Here is a 24,185-nt window from a genome sequence, read left to right on the forward strand (position 1 = left end):
GACGGGGCTATAAACTATGAGCAGAGGGATAGATGTTATAATACTTCGATTTTGTGTCGTATACTCCACGCATATATAGCACCTATCAGGGCGATGATCGCGGCAAACTCTAACACGGCCATCACGGTTGTGGTTTTACTTGAAGTCTTCACAAGTACAGCTTCGAGTACCACGTATGACCCCCTAGCAATTGGTACCGTGATACTATACACCAACATGTTTTCAGTTTCTTCTTCAATGCTTCCATGGCTTAACACTATCGTCAAAGCTTTACGAGTGTCCACGAGTACACCCTGGCACTCCGAGACAGGCGGGTATGTATCCACGTGCCACACGCCATGCGTATAAATGGCGGTGCCTATGGCGGTCAACACGCCATTACAGTATAGCTTTGCTACGAAGGTATTGCTCGGGGTGAGCGCGAGCACGGGAACCGGCGTAACGAGTAGTGTTAACACGAGAAGTAAAACGACTTGAGGTAGTGGGGGTCTTGCTATGGTCTGCCACCTCCTTAGGACTTAGCCTCACGGTACCTACGTATAGCCTCCATTATCTTCTTGCGTGCCTCGTCAGCACCGCGCCACTCCTTGACTTTAACCCATTTACCGGGTTCTAACTCCTTGTAATGCTCGAAGAAGTGTTTGATACGCTCTTTGAGTGCTTCTGGCAAGTCATTAACATCGCGGATGTTGCTGAACGTTGGGTCGAGTTTGTCCTTAGGTACAGCAACTACCTTGCTATCTGGGCCTTCCTCATCCTCCATGATAAGTAGTGCTACAGGCCTAGCTTCTATCACGACACCGGGTAGCAGAGGCTCTCTCGTTATAACGAGAACGTCTACAGGGTCGCCATCCTCCTCCATGGTGCCTGGTATGAAGCCGTAGTTGAACGGGTAAACCATGCTAGTGTAAAGGAACCTATCGACCTTGATGACTCCAGCCTCCTTGTCAAACTCGTACTTAACGCCGCTGCCCATAGGTATCTCTATAAGCACGTTCACGATTTCCGGCGCCTTTTCACCAGGGCCAATCTTCTCAAGGTCGACCATCCAGGGCCACCACTGGGTGAGAGGTTAAGCCCCCGGTATAACCCGGTTTACTCACTAGGCCGTAGTTTAGCAGCATTTATGACATCAACGAATACGAGTAGCATGAGCGTAGTATAGGCTAGTGCAAGGCATGCATGTATAAACGGCCATGCGGTGTATACCAGCTCGAATAGAGAATAGAATGGTTGGCTACGCAGTACTGCGAGTAGTAACGTGCCTATCTCGGGAAGCGAGTCCTCAACAAGACCTACAGCCATGCTTGCTGGTGCCCATCTAGCCTCTTCTTCCAGGAAGAACGGTTTCGCGACGACAGCCGCGGATGTTATGTAGAGTACTGGGTAGAATACCTCGAGCAGGGCTGCGATAGTGTATAGCTTGTAGGCGCGTCTGGCTTTGCCCCTGGCGGCTAGTGCAGCGAGGAATGGTATAGGCCACACCATATACTGTGGATTTAGCACCTTAGACGTAGCCAAGAACGCTAATAGGACAAGTGTTGTTGCGACCTCCAAGCCTTCGGGAGCATCTAAAACATGTCTAACACGATACAAGCCTATGGCGAGAAGCGCAACGAAAGGTATAACCCAGTAGCTGCTGAGAGTCTTCCCCACTTTGATATTGTAGCCTGAGAGTAGCAAGGGTAGCATCCAGATAGAGACGCCTTGTGGAAGACGCTCGGCGTGAAAGAGTAACAGGTAGTCGAGGAGAGGCGTAAAACCGCTAAATACCAGGAATGGTAGCGTCACGCACAAGATTATCGTGGTATAGCTTGTTGCGAAGAGACCTAATGATCTCCAATCTCTCTTGGTAGCATAGTATAGGGTTAGAGGTAGTACTAGTAGTGCAAAGCTTTGTTTCAGTAACGTTGCTGTTGCCGTAAGAGCTGCGGCTAAAACTGGTGACGAAGCGCCACTATAGATTGCTAGCAGTGCAGCAACTGTGGCCGGGATATCAAACGAATAGACATTGATGACTGCGAGCACTACAATGTTGAATATGAATAGTTTAGCTGCGTCCGGCCCCACGCGCCGCTCTAAGACACTATACCCGACATAGAGCAGGGCGATGATTGGTGCTTTGAGAGCGGCTCGAATGGGTATGGCGGGTATTGTGCTCATAACGTAGCTTGGGTAGATAGCTGCTATGAAAGCCAGGCTTGCGAGGAAGAGCAATGGGGCAAGCGGTGGGTATACCACGCGAAATTCGTGGCCAAGTACGGGTGCAGCGGCATACAGGTTAAACACTCCTAGAAGTTGGCTGGCGATGAACCAGTTTCGGAATACCCGATAATCGTAGACGTTTATCAGCGTAGATAAACCGAGCAGTCCAAGTAACAGCAGCGTCGCTCGTCTCGGTAGTCTCGGCATACCACCTTATACCCCTATCATGTACATCGGTGGGCAGGAACATAGCTTAAAAGGGTAGTTGTTGTTGAGGAGGGGCATGCAAAGCGTCGCAGTATTATAGGGTCTTTGGTGCGATGCAACAGAGTGGGGTGTGAGGAGGCTCGAAAGGGCCGACGTCCTCTAAGGGGGAGGATGGGGTGCCCGCGCAGGTCCGACCCCAGTCATGCACCTCGCACATACGTGTCACTCTTAGCATACCTTGTGAAAATCGTGAATGTGTGGCGATTGTGGAAGCGATAAGGCCAGATAACCGTGAGGCGCCAGACTGGCTAGTGATACGAGAGAGGATAGGGGACGATGTTGTTGTGGTTGAGATAGAGGCGCCCGTAGAGAGAGTGATGAGCGTACGTGCAACCCTAGACGAAGTAATGGAATATGTCTATAGCCTGCTTCGCAGCATAGAGTCTCTCTTGGAAGCCGCGGAGGGTGTTGACGAGAAACGCTCCCCTAGCTGAGAATGTGATGAGTGAGCCCCGCTGTAGCCCTCCGCGGCCTCAAGAAGTGACGCTGCCTCGTCAACCACCTCCTCAATGGAAACTTGTATGAGACGATGTGTGTGTTTGTCGAGCAAAGGCGTTATGTTTGCAAGGATCGCTGCCGTGGTGCGTAGCAACGACGCTATGTAGTCCAACACTATTTTGATTATAATGGCTTGGTCTTCTGGCTCCAGACTCTCATATAGCTTTGCCAGGCTCTCCGGGCTAGGAGCTGCATCGCCCCGCATGAACCTAGTAACGGCTGATGGGGTGACACCCATCTTTCGAGCTATCTCGCTCTTCAACAGACCCCTATCCTCTACAAGCACCCGGATAATCTCTCGTCTAGCGCTCTTCGGCAGCGCCTCGAAAAGTGATGCGAGTTGTGCGCCAATCTCCTCCAATCTGGACGCCATGGGTAAACTGGGGCCTCGAGAGGTTTAAGCCGCGGCACCTCTTCACGGCAGTAGCTCAGGGTATAGCCCGTATCTCATCGGCCCCGCAGCTTGGAAGGAGCCCAACCCCAGGGATAATAGCGAAATCTACCCCATATACGCGTTTGAGGATACTCGGCGTAAGTGTGGTACTGGGCTCTCCGTGGCTAAGCACCTTGCCGTTGGCCATTATTGTAAGTGTGTCGCTGGTAAGCGGTGTTGTAAACTCGTGCGTGGTATACACGATTATACGACTCCTCGAGTACCGCTTCAATAGCATAGCAAGTTTGCACTGCCAGTAGGGGTCTAGGTGTGCAAACGGCTCATCCAGGAGTATAACTGGCGTGCCTCTGGCTAGAGTAACGAGAGTCTGTGCGAGGCTCCTCTGCCCATCACTGAGCTCCTCCCATCTCCTCCAAATTAACCACTCTACTTCGAATTCGGCGAAAACTCGTCTAATCCTCTCAAGCCAGTTTTCACCATGCAAACGGTAGAGTATTACACGGGCATAATCGGCTATTCTTGCACCGAATCCTAGTGGTGCAGTAGCCAGATTAGCGGATACAAACCTCCACGGTGGTGATAATGGTTTCCCGTTGAGCAGTATACGCCCGTTCAGTGGCTTGACGAGGCCGGCTATGCTGCGTAAGAGTGTTGTTTTACCCGAGCCGTTGGGACCTAGAATAGCATGGAGGCCTGTACTCAGCTCTAAGCTCACAGGACCTAGCTTAAAGCCTGGTAATGCTACCGTGAGTTTAGAGATTACGAGCTTATGCGGCGCTCTACTTCCTCCCATGCCCGCCTCCAAGCCTCCATAAGCCACTCTAGTTTCGTGAGTCCAAGTTTCTCGAGGGTCTCCCTCTTTGGAATGCCAAGCTTCTCGTCGTAGCCTCTGAGCTTATAGAACTTTAGGAGAGCCCTCCTGAACTCGTCCCAGTCGCGGAAGGCTTTTTCGCCCTTCAGTGGGCCATCCGGTATAGGCTCCATCCACCTCTTGGGTATCGTGTCGCCCTCTGGCACTCTCCCTACTAGAGCGCCGTATATCCTTGCTATGGCCTCAGTACGGGCTCCAACTGGCCACACCTCATCAAAACTTCTGCCCAGTGTCACGCGAAGCAACTTATCTACTTGGTCGCGATCGTATGGTACGAAGGCGCACAGCCCAAGTGCATCCATTAGTGCCTTCCAGTCGCGGTCGTTGATTAGACTCTCGACCATCTCTTCTGCAGGGCCATCACTTGGCTTGGAGTGTGGCTCGGGCCATCCACGTAGGTGCGATGCACCGACATCCGCCGTAGCGTAACTAAGGGCCATAGCTCTCCGTCCTCTTGGATCCCACGCTGCAGACTCCAAACCCTTAACGTGGACAGCCCTATCCTCACCCCTACCGAGTATTCTTGACGCTCTCTCAACGCCCTCGGCTAGTATCGCGCCTATACCGCGTCTCTCAGCTACGAGTTTTGCTAGCTCCTCAGCTACCCTCGGATCGCCGAATTTAGGCTCGACGGTAAGCCCGTCAAGCTCTTCCTTCCGCACTAGACCGTTCTCATAGAGTTCTATTAGCCAGGCGGCAGTCTCGCCAAAGCTGATAGAGTCTAGCCCCAGATTGTTGACCAGCCACTCTAACCGAAGCACCTCATCTACATCGTAGATGTTGAATATCACGCCAAGCATAGTTAGATGCTCGTACTCCGGCTTGACCACCAGGTGTTCGAAGCCTTTCAGCTGAGGCTTCACTAGTTTGCTGCACTTAACAGGACACCCCCAACCCCAGATTATGCCAGCGTAACGAGAGTATACCTCCTTCCCAACCTCGCGTGCCAGTACAGCTTTGCCGGACATCTTTTCAACTAGCTCCCGCGAAGGGGAGGGTATCATCCAGTGTTTACCTGGGCACATTGACCACTTCGAACATGTGACAACGCCGTTGTTAGTACCGTACTTTGACATGTACCTAGCAGCAGGATGCTCTTGCAGACTCTTATACACGTCGATGTATGTCTTTCTCCACTCATCCTCGTTGACAAGAGTGGGTCGACGACCACCATAAACAACAATGGCCTTCACGCGCTTGTAGCCCAGGACCGCGCCAATGCCACAGCGTCCAGCGGCCCTAAAGCCATCTATCATAACATTCGCGTATCTAACTAGTTTCTCGCCGCCGGGGCCGATCGCAGCTATACTGGCGCCTCTCTTAGTCTCGCGCCATAAAGTCTCAGTCACGTCGCTAACATAGGCGCCCCATATGTGCGAGGCGCTCCTAATCTCAACTTTACCCGATTCAACGTAGATATACACCGGCTCGGGTGATACCCCCTTTAACACGAGGGCATCGAAACCAGCGTAACGCAGCTTAGCGGCGAACACTTGCCCAGAGTACGAATCACATATCATGTTGGTAAGGGGGCTCCTTGCTGCAAAGGCGACTTTGCTAGAGCCTGGTGCAACACCGGTTAATGCGCCAGCAGCAACGACGACAACATTAGACGGGTCGTATAGAGGGTCTGAAGTCGAGAAGGGTGCATACCTAGCGACTAGTGCATACGCGAACCCTTTACCGCCGACAAACAGTTCGCGTAACCAGCCTGGAGTCTCGAGTATACTGACCTCACTCTCGCTGAGATCAATTACAGCTATCCTACCGGCATACCCGGGCAGTGAGCCCATGAGGTGACTGCCCCTGCGAGTGGTTGCTGGGGGAGTAAAAAGGAGCCTAGTCTCAACATCAACAGTATGATACGCGTTGAAACGCGCACCACGACACACTATCATGAACAAAAATACATAAAAACAAAAGAGAAGAATGTGAGAGGCGCTAAACCTGAATTAACTCGAATTTGAGCCATGGGTGGACATGTTAGCCGCGTAATATCGGCGCGCTAATATTCTAGTTCTTCACTACCTTCTTTGGCTTAGCAATGGCGATCATGTCAAGCCCATACTCTATGCTTATCAACAGATATATCAGACTCCACAGCGGATCCTCGTGATGCTCCCTATACGCCATATAGGCGAATAGTAGTGCTAGGGCAATCATCACTGTCCTTCTCGCTAAACCTATACTAAATCACCCTTGTTGCCTAGCAGCAGGTAGCGGAGCATAGCGGCAAGCCTGGCTGTCATACCTGTCTCACCCCCGCGAGACCCATAAGATACATCGTAATTGTAAACGGGGGCTATTAACAATTGGTTTGGTTGTAGGCCGCCTTGGAATCCCCGCCTCATAATACGCCGGGTGTGCCCCGGTTTGTATCAGCGGGGGGCGGGGGACGGCGGCCCTATTGAGATAGACATTTTGAGCGTATAAGCTTAAGGAGATCTTCCACGTTGTCTATTTCGTTCAGTGTAACTGTATGGAGAGTTTCACATTCCACACGATGATTTATTCTGCAGCATCTCACTTCAATACTGTTGTCACTAGAGGCGCGCAGGCATACTGCCTTAGAACCTAAGACAATGACTACATAGTCGCACTCTTCCAGAAGCAGTGGCGATAATTTTGGAGGGAGTGAGGGAGGAAGATCCTCGTGGAGCTTGCGTGTTATTTTGACTCCGAGGCGTAGCACATGCGGTTTATGACTAGCTAAGTGTAAGATAGCCACTAGCCGCTCTAGCATACGTAGTACAAGGTACCCGTGATGTGTCAGCCTTATGAACACGTATCGTGGCGTACGTTTTAACGTGACAAGTCCCGCGCTTTCTAACACAGTTATGTACTTGTTGAATGTCGCTGTGTTTAGATTACTGCATTGCGCCACTTCACTCCTCTTAGCAGCGCGGTATGGTGAGGAGTTTTGCAGTTTTTCGATACACCTTAACACGTCAACTAGTATTGTGATAGCGTTTCGCCTTGGAGCATTGCCCCCGCTAGCCATCTTACTTTCTCCGCCCCGCGCGCTAGAGCTATCCTACAGCTAGATAAATACAACACGTATCGGCAAATACAGTGTAGGTTTTAACAATATCAGCTACAATCCCTAGGTACATTTAATCCCTGAGTAGTTTGTACGCCCGTATATATCGAATGTGATAGAAGTGAAGCGATAGGCAACAACATGCATCGCCATACCACCAGATTACTGGTTATGCATGGAGCTTATACTTTGTGAACCTCAGAGACTCGAGAATTGATAATGAGGTGGAGGTTAACGGTAGTCGTACATTAGCTGTCTTGCGAGTGTTTCGAGTCTATTACGTATGTAGAGTAACGTATCCGCGATCACCTTTCTCGGGTTGAACGAGTTGATGACACGGCTTGCCTCCTCTCGGCTCATACTCTCATAATAGCGTTTTATATTTGTCAAAGCTCTTTTAATATGATCAACTATTGGTATAGATGCTGCTAGGGATGTTCTAGATAACGGGTTCAAATCTATGGCTGCGACTGTCTTACCAATGCGTACAAGGGCTTCTGTCCTATCTCCATCCTCTATCCCAAGCAGGACGTAATCGGCTTTGTATATCCCGTTTGGTGATACGAGGCCACGCATACTGTCAAGTCCCGGTATCCGAGCAGTTGCGTCGTCAACACCTAGCACTTGACGCGCTCCATGAGCATATAGGAGGTCTGCTATTGCTTTGGCTCTCTCGCGGGTGCGGTAAAACAAGTTGACTTCGATTAAGGCTCCTGTTGCTTCGGAGAGCTCTACAACTTCGCGTGCTGCGAGAACAGCTACATTACCATTGACTGAAATCACCGGGTGTTTTGCGAGGTGGAACATTGCAGCAGCCGCGCGCTCGGCTTCCAAAGCTGGCGGTATACTAGTCTCTCCCAGCAGATAGTCGAAACATTCGCCACGCCCATGTGCTATTAGGCCCTGAGGCACCACTACACCGTCGCACATACCCTCTACTAGCTTCTCGCGTTCGAGAAGGCTTTCGCGTCTGGGATGAGACTCGGGGATAATCCACTCTCGGAGTTCGAAGCAGCATTTGCGCGACACGCTGGGCCCGACATGTATCAAGTAGTCAACTGTGGTATTTAGCCAGGATGGGGTATAAGCCTAGAAGGGTGTCGGTACTACGCCCACGTGTTACCGGGCCCCGAGGGCCCCTACCTTCTGAGCCCCAAGCATAGAGGCGGCGGGTGTGCGGTATGAAGCTCGTTACAGTGAAGATGCCCGAAACCTATGTGGAGGGTCTAGATGAGCTTGTGCGCATGGGAAGGTATAGTTCCAGGAGTGAGGCTATACGGGTTGCTGTAAGAGAGCTGCTAAAGAGAGAGCTTTGGGGCGCGACGCTCCTCGAGGATAACGTCATGGCCTTTGGCGAGGAAGACCTGCCGTCAACCAGTGGAGTCAAAAAAGTTGTTGTACACGGTTAGACTGGTTTTACTCTCCCTCTTCTCTCAGCTCCTCTTCAAAGACGCCGCGCCTAGTCACTCTTAGCACCTTGTTATGGTAGACTATGATACCCTTGTCGGTTATCACGAACGGATGACGCCTCATTGAGTGGCTAGTGCCTCTCATCTTCCAGACTATGAGGCTGCGCTTTAACTCACCCTCAATCTCGTCTAGATCAAGGCGTATGATTCCATCGGCAGCGTGCTCTACGCCGGGACCGCCGAAGCCGCGCTCAGTAACTGACACTTGGCTTATCAGTAGGCTTGTTGTGCCCAGGCCGCTAAGAACGCGCTTCAGCATCATTACGACGCTCCTGGCTACACTTGGCCTTGTGAGGTAGAGGGTTGAGACAGAGTCTATGACGACTCTCTGGGCACCAATGTCACGAATAGCCTCCTTAAGTACGTCTATCAGTAGGCCGACGTCAGTAGGATCTCTCACCACATACCTTTCCCTCTTAGCGGCTTCACCAATGCCGCCGGTGAACGCATCAATAATTGCAAACATGCCTTCGCGCTCATACGGTCTAACGTCCCAGCCGAACTGTTGCATATTGATCCTGATCTGGACGGGGTGCTCCTCCAGCGCGACTAGTATACCAGGCTCGCCCATCTGGAGGCCATTCCAGAGGTATTGCTGTCCGAAGATTGTCTTGCCGGTGCCGGGGCCGCCGCTAATTAACACGACATTTCTCTTTGGTATGCCTCCATGCAGTATCTCATCCATACCAGGTATTCCTGTCTTTACACGCTCAACGGGCATACGCCCTACACCCTAGTCATTTTACACTAAACGAGGCTATAAAGACGAGACCGTAGTATGAGAACTACGCGATATCCACTTGCAGTGTGTACCCATTCTCTTCGAGTATGCGCCAAAAATCGTCGACGCTAGTAATAATGTACCTCTTTGGTACTCTGTCGTTCTCTACCTTAACACCCTCTATGCGCAGAAGCTTCTCCTTGACCTTTGGCCCGCCAAGTGAGAATCCGTGGATATCGCCGCTAGCTGATACGACGCGGTGGCAAGGGATGAGTATAGGATACTTGTTTGCGCGCATTAGTGAACCCACTGCGCGTGGAGAGGTGTTAGCCAGTCTAGCTAGTAGCGAGTAGGTGACAACACGGCCCGGAGGGATCATGGAGAGGAGCAGGTAGACTACCCATGCTTTAAGGCGTCGAGGATCTCTGGGTGGATTGTTGAGGAGTTTTACGCCTTCGAGGATGTCGCTAGTAGCCAAGGCGTATTTCCCACAGTTGTGATGGAAGAAAGTCTAAGGGCGTCCATAAATCGCTGCTATTGGCCATGTAACCGTGTTAGCTCTTCTCGGCCATCTCTAGCAGCAGTTTTGCAGCTTCGCTGGAGCTGCTAGCGTGTAGCATTTTCGTGGAAGCTCTCAGCATAGCATCCGGGTCTTTTAGTGCATGACCTGTGGCCACGAGCACTACAGTATCGTTGTTGCCTATGGTGCCATCCTCAACGAGTTTCAGAAGGCCTGCTAGGCTCGATGCGCCGGCAGGCTCGGCTCCAACACCCTCCATCGAGGCAAGCATCCTCATAGCCGAGAGTATCTCATCATCACTTACTTTTGTGAAGAGACCGCCGCTCTCCTTTACAGCTCTCAGAGCTTTCATCCAGTTTACCGGGCGTCCTATCCGTATTGCTGTGGCGACGGTCTCCGGTTTGTCGACAAACAATGGTTTATCGAGACCTTTCTCGAAGGCAGTCGCAAGCGGGGCTGCACCCTCTGCCTGCACTCCGACCATTCTCGGCAGTTTGTCTATGAGACCTGCCTTGTGCAGCTCATTGAACCCCTTCCAGATGGCTGATATGTTGCCCCCGTTGCCGACAGGCACTATAACGAAATCGGGGACGCCTATCTCTTCCGCAATCTCAAACGCGATCGTTTTCTGGCCCTCGAGTCTCCAAGGATTGAAGCTGTTGAACGGGTATATCCCGCCTTTGCTTGCCTCTACAGCGTCCTGCACAGCTTTCATCGCATCATCGAAGCTACCATCGACCTCTATTATGGTGGCGCCGTAGAGTATGCTCTGTCCAAGCTTGCCCTTTGCCACCTTGCCCTTCGGAAGCACGAGTACCATTTTCAGCCCAGCTCTCGCGGTGTAAGCGGCTGCGCTGCTGGCAGTGTTGCCGGTCGAAGCAGCAGCTACGAGCTTCACACGTAACGACCTGGCTATGGAGGCGATGACAGTCATTCCACGATCCTTGAAGCTTCCCGTGGGGTTCGCACCCTCAAACTTGACATACACGCGCGGTGCAACGCCATAACGATCGCGAAGCCAAGCCTCGATGTTCTCACAGCGTATGAGTGGTGTCCCCCCCTCCCCCATTGTAACTGGCTTGACGTCATCCGAGACTGGCAGCAGAGGCCTATACCTCCAAACACCTCTTCCACGGAAAGAAGACCATGATACACCCTCGACCGGCACCAACACCTCTAGTAGGCTTCCACATTTGCGGCACTTGAACAGGAACGGATCGGGCTCGTAAATCTCGCCACAGTTAACGCAGCGTAGCACAACGCCGCGCCGGAACATCCACAACGCCAAGGGGTTACAATACCCAGCACTACTCCAGGCGTCTCTCCCCCTATAACAGCCCCCCGGTCTCCCACGCGTAAACACGTAACCAGCTAGGAGCTTCACCCTCTATGCAAACACGCACTTTGTTCTCTCCACGCAGCCTCCTAATACTATCAAGGCACTTTGTTGCTAGTGAGGCAGCTCTCCTAGCCGAGTAAGAGAACCCAATGCCAGCCTTAGCGTCCTCGCTCTCAACGACGTCAATAAGGGTCTCGAGGGCATCCCTATCAAAGGGCAGCAATACTATGATATTGTCGCCGCCTAGATACGATACCAGAGCGCCATAATCTGAGAGGCTATCTACAAGCTTGTACCGCAACTCCTCTATCCGCAGGTACGACGCGTACAATCCATGCTCGGCTGCAAACCCAGTTATATCATCTATATCCACATGTGCAAGCAGAAGAGCATCGCTACCCTCTTTGCAACCCTCGCCTCTAAACCCTCTATCTAGGGCACCAGCTGGCGTCTCGTCGCAACCAATGCGAAGCTCTACGGGCACCGGCGAAACTCTAGAAATGGCGGCCTTCAGAGCCTCTAGCTTGAAACCTGGCACGCCGGATGCGGCGACGAGGATAACATCATGTCTAAATGGTATTGCTATGCCGCCAGCTAGTGCAGCCTCAACACTAGTCATGCTGTGAAGCTCGCCTTGTTTTGACTGGATGAGCCACTCTCTATCCTCGCCGAGACTCTCTGTCCATTCGCGATACCCCTTTAACACGTAAAGCGCCAGGCGCACCACAAAGCCCAAAGCCCTCACCGTCCACCATAGACATGGTTGTGATGAACGCGCCGGAAGCGAACCCCGGCCCGAGGTTTAAACCGGTGACGTAAGCCGGGTTGGCTGAGCCGCGTTACTCTCTCAGCTCCAGACCCCTACGAGAATGCGCATTTTTCCGATGAATAGGTCTCTCAAAAACAGGGATAACTATGTGTTAAATATTTTGAGAACGATGATCGAGATGTGTAGCTATGCTACTGGTTGCTCTGCTCTTCGCGGAAGATTATCTTCCTTAGCTCGCGTCCAACCCTCTCTATCGGATGGTTGGATACTTCTTCGAGGAGTTGCTTGAGAGTTGGCATACCTCTGCGATACTCCTCAACCCATTCTTTTGCAAACTCGCCGCTTATCACGCGTTGTGCCGCTCTCTTCATATTCTCTTTGACATGTTCGTCGATCACCTTTGGCCCTACGGTTAATCCACCGTAACGCGCGGTCTCCGATACGTTCTCTAGCATGCCGCGGATACCGTACCTCCATATGAGGTCCATGATTAGCTTAGCCTCGTTGAGGACCTCGAAATAGGCGACCTCCGGCTGGTAGCCGAGCTCCACAAGCACCTCGAAACCCTTCTTTATGAGCTCCATTAACCCGCCTACGAGTACGGTTTGCTCGCCTATGAGATCAGTCTCAGTCTCCTCCTTGAAAGTTGTGAGTATGACGCCTGCTCTGGTACAGCCTATCCCCTTGGCTATCGCTAGTGCATAGTCGAGAGCTCTTCCCGAGTAATCTTGGTGTACTGCCACGAGTGCCGGCACACCATAGCCCTTCATGAACATCTCGCGTACCATGTAGCCTGGGCTCTTGGGAGCAACCATCACGACATCCACATACTCCGGTGGCTTGATGAGACCAAAGTGTATGTTAAAGCCGTGTGCGAAATCAACCACCATGCCCTCGCGGAGATGGGGCTCTATTTGCTTCTTCCAAACCTCTGGCTGAACCATATCTGGTATCAACATGAGAATCACATCGGCCCTCTTCACAGCCTCGTCGATAGGGTAGACTTCGAATCCCTCCTGCTTGGCCAGGTTCCAAGAGCGTCCTCCGGGCCTAACGCCGATTATCACGTTAAGGCCGCTATCACGGAGGTTCAGGGCTTGCGCTCTACCTTGGCTACCATAACCGATTACTGCGATAGTCTTGTCTTTGAGTACATCAAGCGAGGCATCCTTATCCGTGAATATCTTCGCCATGCAGGGTCCACCGCGGGACTTACCACCCACCCACGATAAAGCAGTGAGCCGGTGCTGAGGTTGAAGCGGGAGGAGCTTCTACGCGAACCCGTGAAGGACGTCACGATAGACCCTGATATGAGCATCTCGAGGCTGATAAAGATATACGAGGATATGTACGGATTCATGGCTGGTCACTTGGCACGTGCCGTCAAAGTGCTAGCCAGGGCGCTACGCGAAGCAAGATGGAGGTTCCTAGCGTTTACGGGCAACCTTGTAGCGACGGGTCTCCGCGGTATACTCGCGCAGGCTATACGCGAGGAGCTATTCAACGTTGTCGTGACAACGTGCGGCACCATAGATCATGATATTGCCCGTGGGACGGGCGGCAAGTACTACAAAGGCCTATTTGAGGCGGATGATAAGATGCTCAAAGAGCTCGAGATACATAGGTTGGGTAACATATTCATTCCTGTTGAGGATTATGGGCCAAGGATAGAAAAGTTCGTCTACAAAGTTCTCGATGAGCTTGACCGGTCCAGGTCCTGGGGCATACGGGAAGTACTACACGAGATCGGCAAGAGGATCGAAGACGAGCATAGCATACTAAGAGCGGCTTACGAGAAGAACGTTGGAGTCTATGTACCCGGGTGGCTTGATGGCGCATTCGGCACAGCTCTATTCACGTACACAAGGACGCACAAGGATCTCGTCATAGACCCATTCAAGGACGAGCAGGAGCTTGCGGATATCGTGTTCGGTGCTGCGGCGCGCGGAGAGAAGAGTGCAGCTCTAATCATAGGAGGTGGTATAAGCAAGCACCACACCATATGGTGGAATCAGTTCAAGGATGGTCTTGACTTCGTAGTGTATGTGACTACAGCGGTAGAGTACGACGGGAGTCTAAGTGGTGCTCATCCGCGCGAAGCGATATCATGGGGCAAGGTTAGGCCAGAGGCGGAACACGTGGTTGTATACGGGGATGCGACAATAATAGTACCCCTACTCGTAGCGGCTATGATCGAAGTCAAGCGCGGAGGTCGCTAACACCTTTTATGTACAAATATATCGTTCTTTCTAAGCTGCCCGTGTAGTGTTTCTCGACGTGTACGGGCCGCCACCCTGGTATCTCGAAATCGAGCGTCACCACTCTCGTACCTATCCTAAGCTCCCTCTCTAGCTTCGGTCTTAACGCGCTATTCACGCGCGTCAAGAGATACATGTAGACGACTGTTGCATCCCTAAGGTCGACATTCATGAAGCTATCGTGGATGAACTTTATACGCTCATAGACTCCTTCCTCACGCGCTCTTCTCATGGCCTCTTTGATTAGATCTTCGCGTATCTCTATGCACACGCCCTTGGCCCCCCTCTTTGCAGCCTCTATGACAACACGTCCATCTCCACAGCCCAGGTCGTAGAACACATCGTCGGGGCCAACGCGTGCTATCCTCATTACGTGTTTTAGTAGCTCGCGGCGTGTAGGCACCCATGGTACATCGTAACTGTCAAGCCTGGATATGGGTAGCAGTGCTAGCCAGCCAAGCGTCACTCTCGGCGGCATCACGGTACCGGCCCCCGTCCAGGGGATACTCGCGAGCTTATGAGGTCTATACGCGTATGTCGTGTGCCGGACTAACCCCGTATTACTAGGGCGTAAGGGTGTACCCTTATCCGGTGATGTGGTGAGCTGGAGAGAGCTGCTGCCGAGGCTGAATGAGGGTGACGAGATACTAGAGAGGTTGAGGCTAGAGTTTGTCGACGAGTATTTCGGTTCTAAACTAGCTGAGGCTTACGAGTGGGTCAGGGTACTGAAAGAGGTCGCAGAGAGGGCCTCAAGAACTGTTGGTGCAGAGGGTGTGTTATGGACAAAGGAACTGAAGAGCTTTCTTGCTGACCCGCGGCGCCACCTGGCCAAGAAGCTCTACATCTACGCGCTGGACCTCCAGCGCTCTAAGCTAAAGCCGGAGGAGTTCGAAAAGGTTGCACTTGCGGCGGCTAGGACCAGTCTAAACACCAACATGAGGAGTATATACCAGGCTTGGGTCTTCCTTGTAGTAGTGGAGACCCTCGGTCGCAATAATAGAGCGAAAATAGTCTTTCCTGAGCACGGTCACATCCTGCTTGAGAGGAGTGGAAGACAGAGAGGCGGCACTATACCACCTAACCTTGTGTTGTTGCTCGAAGGGCGTGGCTACCTCAGCTTCTTCATCGAGGCTCCTAGGCCGATAGGCTGGGGCGATAACGCTGATCTCGCGAAAGCCTGGAGGCTCTATGTGGCGTTGCGTCCCGATATGATGGTGTACAGCGGGAAAGTGCTCAACATGGTCGAAGCGGGGCGTAACCCGCCGATTCGCCGGCCAAACGTCATCATAGAGTGTAAGGAGTTGCCGGACTGGTATGCAAGGGTTCGCGAAATTCGCGGTCCTTTCGCGAGGCCGATGAGCGGCGTTGAGTGGAGGAATAGATGGCTGCGGGGACTCTGGGCCGGTCTAGCAGATGTGTTGGGTGTTGAGACTCCCGAGAAGGCGTATCAGGCTGTCAAGGAGCGTAGAGGGCTCCGGTTATCCGAGCCACAGATAGTCAAGCTATATGCGCGTATATATAAGCCGGACAAGCTGTACCTAGTCTCTCGTGCCAAGGTGCCGCAGAGGATACGAGAGAACCTAGAGGATAAGCAAATAGTTGTTATTGATGGCGTTGGTTTCGACCCGCGTGGTTTGGAGGAGCTAGCCAACGAGCTTGCAAAGATGGCCAGCTATGGCTCATCGGGCGAGACTATTGAAGTAGATGGTGAGACCGCGACCATGCTTGCAAGGTTAGCGTCTGCGCTTGGCCTTGAGAGCGTGGCGCAGGTGGTAAAGCTTCTAGCGAGGTATGGTATGACACGGTTAGAGGAGCTAAGACGTCTTGCAGGGAGTAGCGTCTAGGATAGAATGGGATGAGCTGCTCAACCACCTTTCAAGCATAATCGATGTGTATGATTATATGAACCGTGTCATGAGTCTGGGCTTAGATGAGGGTGTTCGTGAGGCTTTTGTAAAGAAGCTTGGCGAGTATTGCCAAAAACCACGTGTGATGCTTGATGTTGGTTGCGGCCCGGGCACTCTATCGAGAAAACTAGCCAAGCTGGGCGCATACATCATAGCCGTTGACCCGTTGCAGCCCATGATAAAGGAGGCCAAGGCGAGGCTAAGGGATGTCCTTGCTGACTATGTAGTGGCAGTGGGGGAGAGGCTCCCCCTGCGTGATAAGAGTGTAGATGCCGCTGTGGCGGCGTTCTCTCTACGCGACTTTGTCGACTGGAGGAGGGGGTTGCACGAGTTCAGCAGGGTGGTTAAAAGCTGCTACGCGATTCTCGATATAGCCCGTCGACGTGGCTTCATGCTGCTACTCCAGCTCCTCTGGTGGGGCGGGATAGTGCCACTAGCGGCTCTAATACTAGCGAAGAAACACCCGGGGCACTATATCGCGCTCGCCAAGACTATAGCACGCTGGGTTACACCCGACGAGCTTGCAAAGGAGGCGCGCAAGGAGGCATATAGGGTGGTGCTTGAGCGTGTTGCAGGAGGTTTCGCGTTCCAACTCTTCGTGCTCGTGCACTCCCACGAGCGTCGCGGTTATACTCAGCGGGGCTAGTGGTATAAGATACGGTCTGAGGCTCCTCGAGGTGCTTAGAGGGAGGGTTAAACTCTATGCGGTGTACACGAAAGCTGCTGAGCAGGTAGCTCGCTACGAGGAGGGTATTGAAAATCTGCGCTCTGTTCTCGAGAGGATGGCTGATGAAGTGTACAGCGAAGATGAGATAGAGGCTCCGTTAGCATCTTCGAGCCGTGTGCCGGATGCAGTTGTTGTAGCGCCGTGCTCGCAAACGATGTTAGCAAAGATTGCCAGTGGGATAGGCGATACTCTCGCGTCGCGTCTAGCTCTAAACGCGCTTAGGCTTAGACGCAGAACTGTGCTCGTGTTCCGCGAGACGCCAATAACGGCTATAGACGCGCTCAACATGATGATAGCTAGTCTTGCTGGTGCCGTAGTGCTGCCTGCATCGCCAGCTTTCTATCACAAGCCCAGGGACATACAAGGAATCGTGGATTTCGTAGTAGGGAAAGTGCTTGATGTGTTAGGGATACCACATGAACTCTACAAACGTTGGGATCCTCAACAGCACTAAAGCATGTCCTCGTCGACCTCGAATCCGTGCTTCCGCATTATCCTCTCGGCTCTTCTCAGCTCCTCCTCTTCCTTCTTCAGCTCCTCTAGTATCTCCTTTTCAACCTCCTCTGCGCTCTTGCTGCCCTTCTCCTTAGCATAGGCGCATGTACCGTCCGGCAGCAATGCGTGCATGGCGCAAGCTGCATATTGGCAATCCGGGCCTATGCAGGGTCCACCAACCATCCTACATAGTGCGACGCGCTGCATGCGGCCACGGACGATGCGCCTCGTTATTGTCAACGCTTTATTCATGCAACGGAAGTACGGGCATAGAGGATTGCAGCGCCCGTTAGGCAGTGGTTGTGGCTGAGGACGCTTACCGGGGCCACCACCACGTCTACTAGTAGGACCTCCGGGCCCTGCGGGCCTACTCATAGCACCTCACCGGTTCCGAGCATCTGGTTGGACCCACTCCAGCTTGGAAGGGGCCGCGCTAGGATTTATCCTATGTGAGTGTATGTTCACAACTTAACCCAACTGAAGCCCAGGTAGGTCACGCTACCTGTCTTGACGTTCACAGCCGCTATTACAAAATGTTTTCTTACACTGTGGCTTAACCTGCCAGCTCTAACAATCTCTAGCGGGTCTATAGTATTGTGATACTCTACGACAGATACCAGGAAAGGTGCATGATCTATCCCAGGGCCGTGCACGTAAACAGCAAAGTCTGTGCCAAATTTCAAACCCGACCTAACAACATACCCAGCATCGCGCAGCTCGCTATACACTCTATAGAGGAGGTGGAAGCGCGGTACAAACCTGGCTGCGATGCTCTCGAGTTCATCCGGTGTTAAAACACGACCTTCACTATCCTCGACTACAAGCAAACCCCTCCTAACGAGGTACACAGCCTCTATCAGGTCAAGCTCAAGCGGGGAGTCGAATGACGGCCCTTTAGGTTTGGATATGCCTATGGGCTTGCCGTAGAAGCCCTCCGCGTACAAACTCCTAGCATCATCTAAATCGAATATCACGACACGCGAGCCTAGAAGGGTGCCTCGGTAAACTCTCTTCTGCGATCTGAGTAGCGTGTCCTCAATCACGTTTTCACACCCACATGACCACATAGAGTCCATGCTATTCGCCCCGCGAACTGTCACTCGGGAAGGTGTGTTCTTGATTGGCGGTCAATAAGCGCCTAGGGAATCAGCGTCAGGTAAAATAAGAAACGTTAGGAACCTAGAGCTTGTATGGCCCGTCTCACCTAGAGACCTTGTATAGCGCAAGGAATAGTATGTTCTCGGCTGCATCTTTGATAGTGTCAGCTGTATCCTCGATCAAGTCTATGATCTCGCGCATCAGCATTAGGGATAGGAGATCATCCTTTAGTTCGGTTATCACGTCTAGCTCTAGCTCGCGGTACTTCTGGTCTATCTCTTCCTCAATCGCCATAACCTTCTTTGCCTCGTCTACGCTTCTTCTCGGATTCTCCTGCAGCATGCGGATGGAGGAAAGGAGGGTACTATACTCGTTGAACACTAGCTGTGCCATGCTGCGTAGTTTATTAGCGAAAGAGTTGCTGAGTTTCACGCTCCTCTCACTCGCGACCACAGATAGACGATAAGCTATAGCGTCGCTATTCTGGGCTATCCTATCGAGCTGTAGTACAAGTTGGCGGTAGACGTCTCGAAGTGGAAGAGAGAAACCTAAGCGAGCAAGATAATCAACTATCCGATCCTTGACCCTCTCAGCACCGTTTTTGAATCCACGGACCTTGACGGAACGCTGCCTTACAGCCTCAGCATTGTGCTCTATGAAGTCGTTAACAGCGTTCATAGCGTCGCGGATCGCGTCATTAACGTTGCGTGCGAGTGCGAGAAGCTGCTCTGAAAGGCTCATCTCGACAAGTGTAAACTCGGTCTCTTCTGTACTGCCCCAGTACTCGGCCACCAGGGTTACCCCAGTCGCCAACCTTACGATGGGGCGTTTTAAACCACTGTGTAGCGGCGTCCTTCAAGATGCGTAACACCGTTGTGTAATATAGCCTCGTATTGTTGCATCTGTAAACTCGTGGGTACACGGTAGTGGCTAGGGTCATCGTCGTAGATGCGCTGGCACGGGAACATGGCAAACGAATGGTCACCGTTGACGTGATAGGAGTGGGGCCCAGAGCAGTTGCCGGACTCATTGAGAAGCTAGGGGTGCGCGCCTCACTATACCCCCTTGAAGCTGTACTAGAAGAGCCGTCCATACTCGCGGAGTACGACGCTATGTTCGTCAGTGCCATGAGCAGCGATAAGCCTGCTGCCCAGAGGCTTGCCAAGCTCTGGAAACGTTTCTCCAACGGTCCCAGCGTCATAGGTGGTCCAGTTTCTATCGAGATAGGCGAGGCTCTAAGACTGGGCTATGACTACGCGGTTATAGGCGAAGCCGAAGTAGTTCTTCCAAACGCGTTAAAACCAATGTTAAAACGCGACAATGACGTGCTGCTTCATATAAAGGGTGTTGCTTTCACGAGAAAAGGTCGGATAGTCTTCACCGGCAAGCCGCCATACGCGTCACGAGAAACACTAAATTACATACACTACACGGATATACGCAACTATGACGCATACTGGGCGGCGAGAGTATACGTGGAAGTCGTGAGAGGGTGCAGCAATTGGCGCCGTCCAAGAGGTCGGCTTCCCGACGGGAGGGTGTGCATTCATTGCGAGATTTGTACTAGTGCTCCGCTTCGTGCAAGGATAAAGTGCCCCGTATCCATACAGCCGGGGTGTGGTTACTGTAGTGTCCCGGTATTATACGGACCAGCAAGAAGCCGCGAAGTTGACACCATAGTCGAGGAGGTAAAGAGACTCATCGACTTAGGCGTTACACGTGTAGTCTTAAGTGCACCAGACTTCCTGGACTATAAGAGGGACGTGCTGGTCGAGCCCGAGCCGTTAACAGACCCGTGCAATCCACCCGCCAACATAAACGCTATCCGTGAGCTTCTGGAAGCGTTGTTTGACAAAATCCCAGAATTCGCGATGCGCGAAGCATACCTCATGATCGAGAACGTGAAGGCGTGTCTCGTTGACGAGCGTGTTGCAAAAGTATTAGGTGAGTATCTGCGTGGCACACCTGTACACATAGGCGTTGAGACCGGCAGTGACAACCACATGTGGATGCTTGGAAGGCCGATCACGACTACCGACGCTAAACGTGCTGTTAGCCTACTGCGCTCAGCAGGTCTCGAGCCATACGTGTATTTCATATATGGCCTGCCATGGGAGAATAGTAAAGTAGTGCACGAGACGATTATGCTCATGGAGGAGTTATGGAAGCTAGGGGCTACCAAGGTAACGGCTTATAGGTTTAGGCCGCTCCCTGGGACAGCATTCCAGGATTACGAGCCACCCGTGCCGGGCTCCGAGAGCTACGCTATACTAGCAAAGGCGAGAGAGTTGAACCGTGCAGAGAAGGGGCGATGGCTCGGTCGTGTTGTGCGCGGAATCGTGGCTGGCTGGCATCCTGCAAAGAAAATGCTAGTGGTGTATCCTCTTCCACACGGCCCAGTCACGTTGGTAAGAGGCCCTAGGGGTCTGATAGGGTGGCTCGTCAAAGTGGAGATAACGGGTGTAATCAGTGACCGTATGCTGAAAGGCAGAATCGTCTCAAGGATAAGGAGAGTTGCTAGGCGTAGCGATGGGGGCTTAAGAGTGAGAAGCGGCGCATCCTTGTCTAGGTAAAGGAAGGGTATGGTGCTCTTCGCGGCCGGCAATGTAGGAAAACTTAGTGACATACCCGGTGTCGGCCCCCGTATAGCTGAGAAGCTCGTAGAGTACTTCGGGGACGAAGAGGAGGCCCTTCAAGCCATACTATCATGTCGAATATCGCTAATCTCCGAGGCCATAGGGCGTGCTGCCGCAACGAGGCTCGTGCATGGCTTGTATCGTGCTCTGTTCGGTGCATGGCCTAGAGACGTAGCCGCGAACGATGATGCTTGGAAACTCTTCCAGGCAGCTAAGGGGGTTATACTCAAGAAGGTGTCAAGTCCTGCCGGACGCGATGTATTAGCGTGTTTCCTCCCAATGCCGTCCACGGGGGTCAAGGAGGCCAAACGACGATTAACCCTTGTCAAGTCGCTACAAGAGGCCATACGCGAGCTGCCTCGTGAAAGCATCGAGGCACTCAGGAGTGCCTTATCGAAGCTCGAGTGGCCCAAGCCGGTAAAAATTAGTCGCATAAAACGCACGTTGATAATAATTGGTGACAACGTTGCATACGAGAAGGCGAAGAGAACACTCTCCAACCTCGTTGATATAGTATTGGTAAACGATGCTGATGAAGTTGATAGAGTGGCTGCTGAGCGCGGCGAAGCGCTCGTCTATGACCCGGATGGCGTGTATGCCGGTCCGTTACCACGCGTGCTAGAGCTAAGTGTTGCTGAAGTGGTGCCCGAGGCTATAGTCGAGTATTTCCGTGTAAACTGGCGTGTTATAGAAGCTGTTGTAGATGCTCTGGAGGCTTTGGGGAGATGGGCGCCAGATATCCTCAAGATAGTTGGTCTAGACTTTGACCCGACAAGGGTACTGAATAGGCTCAGAGAGGCGCTCGTGTTTAAAGGCGGCGAGGTGGCGCCGGACATCGACCCTGAATACCAGAGGCTATACACTGCGCTTACGAACCTTGATAGAGTTGTTGATGAGATCGAGCTGTGGGTCAATAACGAGGTGCAGACGAGACTTGAGAAGCTGGAAGTGAGACTTAGCGCAGCGCAATTTCTTAGACTGTTTCGTGTACTACGTGAGGGTGGTGTCGAAGGTGTGGATCTTCCAGAGGAGATATACGAGGTGTTTGAGGAGGTTGCTGAGGAGGCAGAGAAGAGGGTAGTAGAGAAGCTGCATCTTACACCGGATGAAGCTGAGGCTATGAGGGGTCTAGTGCCTCGAACCCCGCTATTCCCTATCGAGCTGAACCGCGATAAGGTTGAGGAGCTTAGGAGAGTTCTTCGTGCAAAGTTATCTGTCAAACGTTTTGAAGTTATGCAGAAGCTTGCATCTAAGCTAGTTGGTGTGAAAGCAAAGTTAGAGAGACTCGTTGATGCGTTGGCTCTTCTAGACGTGTTGTTGGCACAAGTAGAGCTTGTCGGGGATGGGGTTGCTGGTGTGCCTGAAGTCTCTAGCGAGTATCTGGGTGTTGGTTTTGTTGATGCGATTGAGGCTAGTCTGGTAGGAAAGCCCAACGTCCAGAGGATAAGTTATGTGGTTGGTTCGACTCCTTACAAGCCCGATGATACGAAGGGGGAGAGGGTTGTACTGCTAACAGGTGCTAATAGCGGCGGTAAGACGACACTACTAAAGACGATATGTGAGACGGCTCTCCTGGCGCAATCCGGTCTTGTGGTTTTAGCTCGGCAAGCGTGGATAGGGGCATTTGACTATGTGCATTTCTTCTCGAAGCCGAGCGGTATGGTTGACGCGGGCGCGTTAGAAGCCACACTACGCATCCTGGCTGCCATAGTCGCAGGTGGTAGCGGTAGAAGGCTTGTACTTGTAGATGAGCTTGAGGCTGCTACGGAGGCGGGTGCAGCGGCAAGAATAATGAGTGTTGTCGTAGAGAAGCTCTGTAGCCGCGATAACATTGTAGCTGTTATAGTCACGCACATGGCTCGCGAGATACTGTCCAACGTGAAGAAGGTAGAGGGATGCATACGCGTTGATGGTATAGAGGCGCGCGGGCTAGACGAGAATTACAACCTCATAGTTGATCGTAACCCGCGTTACTACTACCTCGCGAGAAGCACGCCAGAGCTTGTGGTTAGAAGGCTGCTCTACCGGGCTAAGGGAAGAGAAGAGCGAGAGTTCTACGAGACTCTTCTTAGGGTGCTCTCGGGGGCCTAGAGCCACTCTATGGTATACAGTATTTCTTCTGCTATCCTATCGGCGAGCTTTACGTCAATCCTGCCGAGCGTCACGTGTACCAGTTTATGTGCAAACTCGTCACGGGCTATGCCAATAAGGCCCTTCATCACAACCGGCTCTATGGAACGTGCTGGGAGCCACAACAGAGTATCGAGCCTAACTGGCGGTATCATAGCATCTTGTGACACGCGCCTCCATGCTTGCTCTGCGACATCCCTAAGCCTCGTATAGATAACGTCGGGGTGCATTGGTATGATGCCGGAGGTAGCGGTCAGCACAGCGAACCTTCGGTCAAGCGGCACTGGTATAGCATCGAGCCTCGTAACCTCGCGGTCTAGCGCGCGGAACGCGTAGTACGCCATTTTAGCTGCAAAAGCGCTAGTCTTCTGGTAGCGATTTCTACCGAGACTCTTTACAAGCCTCTTATAGAGTAGCTCGAGGTCCGTGAATACCCTTGGATCCTCTATTAGCTCCGAGATTAGGTCATACACCTTTCTAAGTCTGCTCGCCTTCTGCTCGTATACAGGCACGCGCACTTCCCTCATGAACTCCAGGACGCCCTTGATGACCTCGTCTGCAGTAGTGGGCGTGGGTCTCGTGCTCCAGAATCTACCATACATCGTCCAATACTCTTCCCCGTGCATATTCAGCCTATAACTTACAACCGCGTTAGCGACAACTATTGCTACGACTGCCTCTCCGTGCCTCCCTGCAATAGTCACTACAGCTTGGAACTGGGGGTCGTTAGCCTCAGCGGCATCCAGAGCCTCGCTACTGACCTTGCGTAGTACGCTAGCCACCCTAGCTATGCGGCTCGCGTTAACGTGTTTGGACATGTCTCGTACACTTCCCCTTAGGT

Annotated in this window: 26 protein-coding genes; 8 read left to right on the top strand and 18 right to left on the bottom strand. The window is 52.4% G+C overall.

Annotated elements, in window-relative coordinates; all coding sequences use genetic code 11:
- Window positions 1-35: 35 nt before the first annotated feature.
- From PYRFU_RS07785 to PYRFU_RS07795, 3 genes are all read right to left on the bottom strand, one after another.
- A complete protein-coding gene (locus PYRFU_RS07785) occupies window positions 36-428 on the bottom strand; it encodes a hypothetical protein (RefSeq protein WP_048191913.1) in 393 nt (130 codons plus the stop codon).
- Window positions 429-511: 83 nt separating this feature from the next.
- On the bottom strand, window positions 512-1,048 hold the full coding sequence (gene ppa / locus PYRFU_RS07790) for an inorganic diphosphatase (protein ID WP_014027118.1): 537 nt from the start codon (window positions 1,046-1,048) through the stop codon (window positions 512-514).
- Between the two features lie 47 nt (window positions 1,049-1,095).
- A complete protein-coding gene (locus PYRFU_RS07795; protein ID WP_014027119.1) occupies window positions 1,096-2,412 on the bottom strand; it encodes a hypothetical protein in 1,317 nt (438 codons plus the stop codon).
- Window positions 2,413-2,669: 257 nt separating this feature from the next.
- Between PYRFU_RS07795 and PYRFU_RS10250 the strand changes: the two genes are divergently transcribed.
- A complete protein-coding gene (locus tag PYRFU_RS10250) occupies window positions 2,670-2,906 on the top strand; it encodes a KEOPS complex subunit Pcc1 (RefSeq protein WP_083818573.1) in 237 nt (78 codons plus the stop codon).
- On the opposite strand, the gene PYRFU_RS07800 is transcribed toward PYRFU_RS10250, so the two are convergent.
- From PYRFU_RS07800 to PYRFU_RS07815, 5 genes are all read right to left on the bottom strand, one after another.
- Window positions 2,831-3,331: a helix-turn-helix domain-containing protein gene (locus PYRFU_RS07800; protein WP_014027121.1), complete on the bottom strand. Its 501-nt coding sequence runs from the start codon at window positions 3,329-3,331 to the stop codon at window positions 2,831-2,833. The two genes, PYRFU_RS10250 and PYRFU_RS07800, sit on opposite strands and share 76 nt — an antisense overlap.
- Window positions 3,332-3,398: 67 nt before the next feature.
- A complete protein-coding gene (locus PYRFU_RS07805) occupies window positions 3,399-4,157 on the bottom strand; it encodes an ABC transporter ATP-binding protein (protein WP_014027122.1) in 759 nt (252 codons plus the stop codon).
- Window positions 4,124-6,028, bottom strand: coding sequence for an aldehyde ferredoxin oxidoreductase family protein (locus PYRFU_RS07810; RefSeq protein ID WP_167827905.1), 1,905 nt, complete (start codon window positions 6,026-6,028; stop codon window positions 4,124-4,126). The genes PYRFU_RS07805 and PYRFU_RS07810 overlap by 34 nt, the downstream gene beginning before the upstream one ends.
- A gap of 220 nt (window positions 6,029-6,248) precedes the next feature.
- Window positions 6,249-6,401, bottom strand: a complete 153-nt coding sequence (locus PYRFU_RS10555; RefSeq protein ID WP_167827906.1) for a hypothetical protein — start codon at window positions 6,399-6,401, stop codon at window positions 6,249-6,251.
- A 1,105-nt stretch (window positions 6,402-7,506) separates the two neighbouring features.
- On the bottom strand, window positions 7,507-8,268 hold the full coding sequence (locus PYRFU_RS07815; RefSeq protein WP_048192697.1) for a phosphopantothenate/pantothenate synthetase: 762 nt from the start codon (window positions 8,266-8,268) through the stop codon (window positions 7,507-7,509).
- A gap of 188 nt (window positions 8,269-8,456) precedes the next feature.
- Here PYRFU_RS07815 and PYRFU_RS10645 point away from each other — a divergent pair, with 188 nt between their 5' ends.
- On the top strand, window positions 8,457-8,684 hold the full coding sequence (locus PYRFU_RS10645) for a ribbon-helix-helix domain-containing protein (protein WP_014027127.1): 228 nt from the start codon (window positions 8,457-8,459) through the stop codon (window positions 8,682-8,684).
- Window positions 8,685-8,691: 7 nt separating this feature from the next.
- On the opposite strand, the gene PYRFU_RS07825 is transcribed toward PYRFU_RS10645, so the two are convergent.
- The 5 genes from PYRFU_RS07825 to ilvC form a co-directional block, all read right to left on the bottom strand.
- On the bottom strand, window positions 8,692-9,465 hold the full coding sequence (locus tag PYRFU_RS07825; RefSeq protein ID WP_014027128.1) for a KaiC domain-containing protein: 774 nt from the start codon (window positions 9,463-9,465) through the stop codon (window positions 8,692-8,694).
- Window positions 9,466-9,529: 64 nt separating this feature from the next.
- On the bottom strand, window positions 9,530-9,943 hold the full coding sequence (locus tag PYRFU_RS07830) for an MGMT family protein (protein WP_014027129.1): 414 nt from the start codon (window positions 9,941-9,943) through the stop codon (window positions 9,530-9,532).
- Window positions 9,944-10,019: 76 nt separating this feature from the next.
- Window positions 10,020-11,261 carry a threonine synthase gene (thrC, locus tag PYRFU_RS07835; protein WP_048192698.1) on the bottom strand — a complete coding sequence of 414 codons (1,242 nt, stop codon included), beginning with the start codon at window positions 11,259-11,261 and terminating at the stop codon, window positions 10,020-10,022.
- Between the two features lie 52 nt (window positions 11,262-11,313).
- Window positions 11,314-12,051 (bottom strand): GTP cyclohydrolase IIa, encoded by a 738-nt coding sequence (locus PYRFU_RS07840; protein ID WP_244403930.1) that lies wholly within the window; start codon window positions 12,049-12,051, stop codon window positions 11,314-11,316.
- Between the two features lie 233 nt (window positions 12,052-12,284).
- Complete coding sequence (ilvC, locus tag PYRFU_RS07845) at window positions 12,285-13,286, bottom strand: ketol-acid reductoisomerase (RefSeq protein ID WP_014027132.1); 1,002 nt, start codon at window positions 13,284-13,286, stop codon at window positions 12,285-12,287.
- Between the two features lie 60 nt (window positions 13,287-13,346).
- Here ilvC and PYRFU_RS07850 point away from each other — a divergent pair, with 60 nt between their 5' ends.
- On the top strand, window positions 13,347-14,312 hold the full coding sequence (locus PYRFU_RS07850) for a deoxyhypusine synthase (RefSeq protein ID WP_014027133.1): 966 nt from the start codon (window positions 13,347-13,349) through the stop codon (window positions 14,310-14,312).
- Here PYRFU_RS07850 and PYRFU_RS07855 read toward each other — a convergent pair.
- Window positions 14,293-14,829: a class I SAM-dependent methyltransferase gene (locus PYRFU_RS07855; protein WP_048192700.1), complete on the bottom strand. Its 537-nt coding sequence runs from the start codon at window positions 14,827-14,829 to the stop codon at window positions 14,293-14,295. The genes PYRFU_RS07850 and PYRFU_RS07855 overlap by 20 nt on opposite strands.
- A 121-nt stretch (window positions 14,830-14,950) precedes the next feature.
- On the opposite strand from PYRFU_RS07855, the gene PYRFU_RS07860 reads away from it, so the two are divergent.
- From PYRFU_RS07860 to PYRFU_RS07870, 3 genes are read left to right on the top strand one after another with little or no spacing between them, the layout of a single operon-like run.
- Window positions 14,951-16,195 (top strand): hypothetical protein, encoded by a 1,245-nt coding sequence (locus PYRFU_RS07860; RefSeq protein WP_167827907.1) that lies wholly within the window; start codon window positions 14,951-14,953, stop codon window positions 16,193-16,195.
- A complete protein-coding gene (locus tag PYRFU_RS07865) occupies window positions 16,176-16,904 on the top strand; it encodes a class I SAM-dependent methyltransferase (protein WP_014027136.1) in 729 nt (242 codons plus the stop codon). Before PYRFU_RS07860 ends, PYRFU_RS07865 begins: the two co-directional genes overlap by 20 nt.
- A 31-nt stretch (window positions 16,905-16,935) precedes the next feature.
- Window positions 16,936-17,439 (top strand): UbiX family flavin prenyltransferase, encoded by a 504-nt coding sequence (locus PYRFU_RS07870; RefSeq protein ID WP_014027137.1) that lies wholly within the window; start codon window positions 16,936-16,938, stop codon window positions 17,437-17,439.
- Here PYRFU_RS07870 and PYRFU_RS10615 read toward each other — a convergent pair.
- The 3 genes from PYRFU_RS10615 to PYRFU_RS07885 form a co-directional block, all read right to left on the bottom strand.
- Window positions 17,436-17,855, bottom strand: a complete 420-nt coding sequence (locus PYRFU_RS10615; protein WP_014027138.1) for a hypothetical protein — start codon at window positions 17,853-17,855, stop codon at window positions 17,436-17,438. The two genes, PYRFU_RS07870 and PYRFU_RS10615, sit on opposite strands and share 4 nt — an antisense overlap.
- Window positions 17,856-17,941: 86 nt before the next feature.
- Window positions 17,942-18,523, bottom strand: a complete 582-nt coding sequence (endA, locus tag PYRFU_RS07880; protein WP_014027139.1) for a tRNA-intron lyase — start codon at window positions 18,521-18,523, stop codon at window positions 17,942-17,944.
- Between the two features lie 157 nt (window positions 18,524-18,680).
- Window positions 18,681-19,370 carry a DUF47 domain-containing protein gene (locus tag PYRFU_RS07885; protein WP_048191928.1) on the bottom strand — a complete coding sequence of 230 codons (690 nt, stop codon included), beginning with the start codon at window positions 19,368-19,370 and terminating at the stop codon, window positions 18,681-18,683.
- A gap of 134 nt (window positions 19,371-19,504) precedes the next feature.
- On the opposite strand from PYRFU_RS07885, the gene PYRFU_RS07890 reads away from it, so the two are divergent.
- Together PYRFU_RS07890 and PYRFU_RS07895 are read left to right on the top strand one after the other, a co-directional pair.
- The gene (locus tag PYRFU_RS07890) at window positions 19,505-21,151 is read left to right on the top strand and encodes a B12-binding domain-containing radical SAM protein (protein ID WP_014027141.1); all 1,647 of its coding nucleotides are present in this window, start codon (window positions 19,505-19,507) and stop codon (window positions 21,149-21,151) included.
- Window positions 21,152-21,160: 9 nt separating this feature from the next.
- The gene (locus tag PYRFU_RS07895) at window positions 21,161-23,305 is read left to right on the top strand and encodes a MutS-related protein (RefSeq protein ID WP_014027142.1); all 2,145 of its coding nucleotides are present in this window, start codon (window positions 21,161-21,163) and stop codon (window positions 23,303-23,305) included.
- Here PYRFU_RS07895 and PYRFU_RS07900 read toward each other — a convergent pair.
- Window positions 23,302-24,162, bottom strand: coding sequence for an N-glycosylase/DNA lyase (locus tag PYRFU_RS07900; RefSeq protein ID WP_014027143.1), 861 nt, complete (start codon window positions 24,160-24,162; stop codon window positions 23,302-23,304). The two genes, PYRFU_RS07895 and PYRFU_RS07900, sit on opposite strands and share 4 nt — an antisense overlap.
- Window positions 24,163-24,185 lie beyond the last annotated feature (23 nt).

Origin of the sequence: Pyrolobus fumarii 1A (assembly GCF_000223395.1) — an archaeon.
In the GTDB taxonomy this organism is placed as follows: Archaea; Thermoproteota; Thermoprotei_A; order Sulfolobales; family Pyrodictiaceae; genus Pyrolobus; species Pyrolobus fumarii.